Source organism: bacterium, from assembly GCA_040753555.1.
Taxonomy (GTDB): Bacteria; UBA9089; UBA9088; order UBA9088; family UBA9088; genus JBFLYE01.
This window is the reverse complement of record JBFMDZ010000132.1, coordinates 1-6,099: the sequence shown is the minus strand read 5'-3', so window position 1 is coordinate 6,099 and position 6,099 is coordinate 1. Positions and strand designations below refer to the sequence as shown.

Annotated in this window: 4 protein-coding genes; 3 read left to right on the top strand and 1 reads right to left on the bottom strand. The window is 35.4% G+C overall.

Translation table 11 applies throughout. The annotated features are described in order from the left end of the window. Positions 1-247: 247 nt before the first annotated feature. Positions 248-2,251 carry an NAD-dependent DNA ligase LigA gene (ligA, locus tag AB1630_09690; protein MEW6104061.1) on the bottom strand — a complete coding sequence of 668 codons (2,004 nt, stop codon included), beginning with the start codon at positions 2,249-2,251 and terminating at the stop codon, positions 248-250. A gap of 71 nt (positions 2,252-2,322) precedes the next feature. Here ligA and AB1630_09685 point away from each other — a divergent pair, with 71 nt between their 5' ends. Genes AB1630_09685 through AB1630_09675 form a run of 3 tightly spaced genes read left to right on the top strand, consistent with a single transcriptional unit; the run spans position 2,323 to position 5,793 of the window. Continuing rightward, positions 2,323-2,502: a hypothetical protein gene (locus AB1630_09685; GenBank protein ID MEW6104060.1), complete on the top strand. Its 180-nt coding sequence runs from the start codon at positions 2,323-2,325 to the stop codon at positions 2,500-2,502. Continuing rightward, the gene (locus AB1630_09680; GenBank protein MEW6104059.1) at positions 2,477-2,938 is read left to right on the top strand and encodes a hypothetical protein; all 462 of its coding nucleotides are present in this window, start codon (positions 2,477-2,479) and stop codon (positions 2,936-2,938) included. The genes AB1630_09685 and AB1630_09680 overlap by 26 nt, the downstream gene beginning before the upstream one ends. Further along, on the top strand, positions 2,935-5,793 hold the full coding sequence (locus tag AB1630_09675; GenBank protein ID MEW6104058.1) for an alpha-amylase family glycosyl hydrolase: 2,859 nt from the start codon (positions 2,935-2,937) through the stop codon (positions 5,791-5,793). The genes AB1630_09680 and AB1630_09675 overlap by 4 nt, the downstream gene beginning before the upstream one ends. Positions 5,794-6,099: the final 306 nt, after the last annotated feature.

The following is a 6,099-nucleotide window of genomic DNA, read 5'->3' as shown; positions in this document are numbered from 1 at the left end:
GGTAAAATCTCCACCCAGGATAATTAGGGAAGTGAAATAGAGAAATCAATCAATATGTAGTGACAATCTCAAAAATTAAGTGTAATAATATCAATATGTTATGAATTTTGCTGTTGAATGCAGGTAATAAGAAACATTTACTTCCTACTTCTATATACAGACAGAGATATTACAAGGATTAGAGATAAAACTACTAAATTGTAGCTAGGAAATATAAAATCCAATTATTAGCGTATCTCCTTATAAATCAATATGTTACGCTGATTTTTTTGTTTAAATTTGGGAGAAGTTCTGTTGTAAAGGAATTTCCATCAATTATTGGGATATTCATCTTTTCTGCTTCCTTAAGCTTTCCTCCTGGCTTTTCTCCAACTATTAAATAGCTTGTTTTCTTTGAGATACTTTCTTTAACAATTCCACCAAGCTCTTCAATTGTCTTCTTTAGGGAATCCCTTGTTATTCCAGGGATTGTCCCTGTTATTACAAATTCCTTTTCTTTATAGGGAAGCTCTTTCTTTTCTTTACTTTCCATATTAAGACCATAATCTTTAAGGGCTTTAATCAATTTTATAACATCTTCCTGGGAAAAGAATGAGATTATCCCTTCTGCTGTCCTTGACCCTATTTCATAAATGGAAATTAAATCTTCATAAGATGCCTTCATAAGATTATCTAAAGAGCCAAATGTTTCTTCTAAAAGAATGGATGTTGTAGAGCCAACCCCTGGGATTCCAAGTCCATTTATAAGCCTATTTAATGGCTTTTTCTTGCTTTCTATTATTGCGTTTATAAGGTTTTCTGCCTTTTTAGAAGCCCATCCAGGAAGAGATGCTAAATTCTCCTTTTTTAATTTATATATATCCTCTATTCTTTTGAGTAAGCCATAATCTACCAATTGCGAAACTACCCTTTCTCCCAAGCCATCTATATCAAGGCAGGAACGAGAGGCAAAGTATTCAATACGCCTTTTTATCTGGGCAGAACAACCTATCCCTGTGCAATATATTCTTGCCTCATCCTCCTGTCTTACAACAGGAGAATTACAAACAGGGCAGGTTTTTGGAAATTCATAGGGCTTGTTTCTTTTGGGGGATGGAATTACACCTATAACCTTTGGGATAACATCTCCGCTTCTTTCAACAATTACCCTATCACCTATTCTTATATCCTTTTTCTTTATCTCATCTTCATTGTGCAATGTTGCCCTTGATATTATTGCACCAGCAAGCTTAACAGGCTCTAAAATAGCAACAGGTGTAAGGCATCCAGTACGGCCAACCTGAATCTTTATATCCAAAAGCCTTGTGGAAGCCTCTTCTGCCTTAAACTTAAATGCAGTTGCATACCTTAGGCTTCTTGCTGTAGTCCCAAGCAAATTTTGAAGCTCATATTGATTTACTTTTAGAACAACGCCATCTGTATCATAATCCAATGATTTACTACTTTTTTCCCAAATATCATAATATTCTTTTATCTTTGAGGTATCCTTTGTAATGATAAAATTAGGATTCACAGGCAAGCCAAATTGTAAAAAGCTATTTAAGGCATCGTAATGTGTTTTGTAGGGCAGGGTTGAGGAGCCAAGTGTATGGATGAAGATTCTTAATGGCCTCTTTGCAACAATAGATGGGTCAAGTAGGTGGAGAGAACCAGATGCTGCATTCCTTGTATTTACAAATGGAGGAAGGTTTTCTTTTATCCTTTCTTCATTTATTATATCAAGCCCTCCCTTTGGAAGATAAACTTCTCCCCTTACCTCAAGGTATTCTCCTGCCTTTCCAATAAGCCTTAAGGGAAGGGACGATATTGTCTTAAGGTTCATAGTAATATCATCGCCAACATTACCATCCCCCCTTGTTATTCCCCTTGTAAATATTCCATTTTCATAGACCAATGATACACCAACGCCATCAATCTTAAGCTCACAAACCAATTCTGGTTCAAATCCCAAGCCTTTTTTAACCCTTTCTATAAATTCTAGTACCTCCCCAAATGAGTATGTATTATCAAGGGAGAGCATTGGAATTTTATGAGCTACCTTTAAAAATTCATCCAGAGGCTTTCCAGATACCCTCTGTGTTGGTGAATCAGCTGTTATCAATTCAGGGTGTTCGCTCTCAAGCCTTTTAAGCCTTGAAAGAAGCTGGTCATACTCATAGTCTGAGATAACAGGCAATGAAAGGACATAGTATCTATAATCGTGCTCCCTTATTTCTTCCCTTAATTTTTCTATTTCTTCCTTTATTTCCATAGCCTTATTTTACCAAATTTCCCTCTAATAAGTAAATTGACAAAATTAAAGATTATCGTTATAGTGTCATAATGAAGGATACCTTATACCCAGAAGATTTTGAAAAGGAAACAGAGCATATAGAGAGGCTGATTAGGTGGTTTTCTAAATTTGGCGTTAAGAAGAGGTTAGAGATAGGATATAAACACACCTTGGCTGCCATTAAGTTAAGTAAATTAAAAAAAGATGACAAACCCTTTAAAGTTTCTTGAAGCTATCCATAAAGGAGGAGTAAGGTATCTTCTTATTGGAAGACAAGCAATGATTATATATGGCATCCCTGTAGGAACAATGGATTATGACCTTTATATTGATGGAGGAAAAGAAAACACAAGCATATTTTTGAAAATAGCAAGCGAATTTGAGCTATACCCTTCTGTAGCGCCCAAAGATATGAAAAAGCATTTTATGTTTAAATTAGAGAATGAAATTACAATAGATGTATTCAGGCCAAAGCAGATAGTGAATATAGAAGGAGAATCCCTTCAATTTGAAGATATGTTTAAAAGAAAGGAAGTTTTAAAAGAAAGGGGGTTTGCCATGAATGTCCCCTGTTTAGAAGATTTAATCAAACTAAAAAAGACAGGAAGGCAGAAAGACAAGATAGATGTGGAATATCTTGAAAAGCTTATAAAAATAAAGGAATGAAAGACATATTTCATATAGCAAAAAAGGCAAAAGAAAAATATCAAATTTCTGATTTTTCCCTATATTCCATAAGAAAGATTGCTAAAGCCCTAAATAAAAGTGCATCCTCTCTTAATGCCATTATCTTAATTCACAGAATATTTCATCATATTTGCTTAAAATATAGAGAGGATAAGGAAAAAAATGTATTTAATGATAGCTTTATCTGGATAGATACCAGGGTTTCTCACTTTAAGGAAACTATTGCAAAATTTATAGATGAATTTCAATTGGAAAGAGAGGATGTAATTGAGGAGCTTCTCCTTTTATCCTTTGCCTATGAAAACCCATCCTTTTCCTTATACAAAAGGCTATTTTCCCTTAAAAGAATAAAATACGAAGAGATAAAGGGTTGTATCTTTGAATATTTTATGGATATGCCTTTATTTGGCCCATTTGACCAGAGCCTGGCTGAAATGTTAAATACACCACAAAGGCTTTTTCCAACATCAATAAGCGGACAGCTTTCATATATCAAGGATAATTGGGCATATCTCCTTCCAAAGGAGCTATTAGAATCCCTCCTCCTTGGCATTGACCTAATAAAGGAGGAAGAGGCTTTAAGGATGATGGGGAAAGGCCCCCTCAAGGCATTGGATTTTAAAGGGGATTTTTTAAAAGGGTTTGGTCCTGATTATGAAAGGTTTAGTGAAGATGCTTTCTGGATGCCAAAGGTTGTTATGCTTGCAAAGAATACATATGTCTGGCTTGAGCAATTGTCCAGGAAATATAAAAGGTGGATAAAAGGGCTTAATGAGGTTCCTGACGAAGAATTGGATGAGCTGGCAAGCTATGGATTTAATGCAATCTGGCTCATTGGTCTTTGGGAAAGATCTCCTGCTTCTTGTAAAATCAAACAAATGACGGGAAATGCAGAGGCTGTATCATCTGCCTATTCCCTCTATGACTATGTAATTGCCCAGGATTTGGGTGGAGAAGCTTCCTTTGAAAATTTAAGGGCTCGTTGTTGGCAAAGGGGAATAAGGCTGGCAGGCGATATGGTTCCTAATCACATTGGCATTTATTCAAAATGGGTAATTGAGCATCCAGATTGGTTTATTCAGCTAAATCATCCACCATTCCCAGGGTATTCCTTTAATGGACCTAATCTCTCAAATGACGAAAGGGTTGGAATATATCTTGAAGATGGATATTTAAGAAGAAGCGATGCGGCTGTTGTATTTAAGCGTGTTGACCATTGGACAGGCGATGTAAAATACATCTATCATGGAAATGATGGAACGCATATGCCATGGAATGATACAGCCCAGCTAAATTTTTTAAAGGAGGAGGTAAGGGAGGCTGTAATTCAAACAATCCTTCATTGTGCAAGGAAATTTCCCATCATCAGGTTTGATGCGGCAATGACCCTTACAAAATTCCATTATCAAAGGCTTTGGTTTCCATTTCCAGGCTCTGGTGGTGCAATCCCCTCAAGGGCTGAATTTGGGATTTCAAAAGATGAATTTGATAATGTATTCCCGCAGGAATTCTGGAGAGAGGTTGTAGACAGAGTAGCATCTGAAATTCCTGATACCCTCCTTCTGGCAGAGGCATTCTGGCTTATGGAGGGGTATTTTGTTAAAACATTGGGGATGCACAGGGTTTATAACTCTTCCTTTATGAATATGCTAAAGATGGAGGATAATGCAAAGTATCGTTCTGTTATAAAGAATGTTTTGGAGTATAACCCAAGAATTTTGGAAAGGTTTGTCAATTTTATGAGCAATCCAGATGAGGAGACAGCCATTGCCCAATTTGGCAAGGATGATAAGTATTTTGGCACCTGTTTAATGATGGTAACATTGCCAGGTCTTCCTATGTTTTCACATGGCCAGATTGAGGGGTTTAATGAAAAATATGGGATGGAGTATAAAAAGCCTTATTGGGACGAAACCCCTGATTTAAACCTTGTTGAAAGGCATAAAAGGGAAATTTTTCCCTTGCTTAAAAAAAGATATTTATTTAGTGGTGTCTCTAATTTCTATCTCTTTGACCTCTATACAAAGGAGGGCTATGTTAATGAGGATGTCTTTGTATATACCAATAAATTTGGAAATGAGAGGGCTATTGTTGTTTATCACAACAAATATGCAAGCACATCGGGCTTCATTGAAATATCATCTGCAAGGCTTGAGGGAAAAAGGCTTATTCAAATGGATTTGTGCGATTGCTTATCTTTAAAAAGGGATGATGGCTATTACTATATCTTCAGAGACCACAAATCTCACTTAGAGTATATAAGGAGTGCAAATGAGCTTTCAGAAAAGGGGCTATACATTGAATTAGAGGCATTTAAGTATCACATATTCCTTGATTTTAGAGAGGTTTTTGATAAGGATGGAATGATAGGCTCTTTTTGTGCCTCCCTTAATGGAGCCGGTATTTTAAATATTGAGTATGAGATGAAAAAATTCTCTATTAAGGAGGAGATAAAAAGAAGGATTCCTCAAAAATATTTTGGGTTTCTGGACATATTGTCATTGTGGTATCTTAAAAAAAGGAAGGAAGAGGTAAAATGCAATGAAAGGGAAGGCATTTTAATCTCTATTTTATCCTCTCATCCTGATTGGGATTCTGATATAAAAGGTCTATTGCAAGATAACCTTGTCCAAAAATACATCCATCTTAATGAATATGAAGGCATCTTCTATTTTAATAAGGAAGCATTTTCCGAATTGCTAAATTGCCTATTTCTTATAAATCCCACAGGGGTAAAAGAAAACCTTGTTGAAGCCCTTGTTAAATTAGCGAAAGATTCATCATACCAATTTGAAAAGATGCTTGAAAAATTGGAAAAAATACAAGAAGATTAAAATACTCAACTTTGGCAAATTTTTAAATTTTGCTCCTTACTACCTTAACTACTGAACAAGAAGAATTAACAGAGGTTCCGTAATTTTTCCTATGGTTTTGAATAGACTGAGGGTAATAAGAAATGTAACACTTCCTCTTATTAAAAAACCTTGTTAATATCTAGTATTTTTCTTTAACATCCCATTTTCCGCTACCTTGCAATAGGAATTGAATTTCCAAAAAAAAAATCTAAAGTTTAACCCTCTTAAAAACCGATATATATAATAGATAGAATGATAGAAGATATTTCAGAAGACAAAATCAAG

Coding starts and splice junctions, on each gene's coding strand:
- AB1630_09675 (MEW6104058.1), top strand. CDS start 2,935: ATGAAAGACATATTTCATATAGCAAAAAAGGCAAAAGAAAAATATCAA.
- AB1630_09680 (MEW6104059.1), top strand. CDS start 2,477: ATGACAAACCCTTTAAAGTTTCTTGAAGCTATCCATAAAGGAGGAGTA.
- AB1630_09685 (MEW6104060.1), top strand. CDS start 2,323: ATGAAGGATACCTTATACCCAGAAGATTTTGAAAAGGAAACAGAGCAT.
- ligA (MEW6104061.1), bottom strand. CDS start 2,251: ATGGAAATAAAGGAAGAAATAGAAAAATTAAGGGAAGAAATAAGGGAG.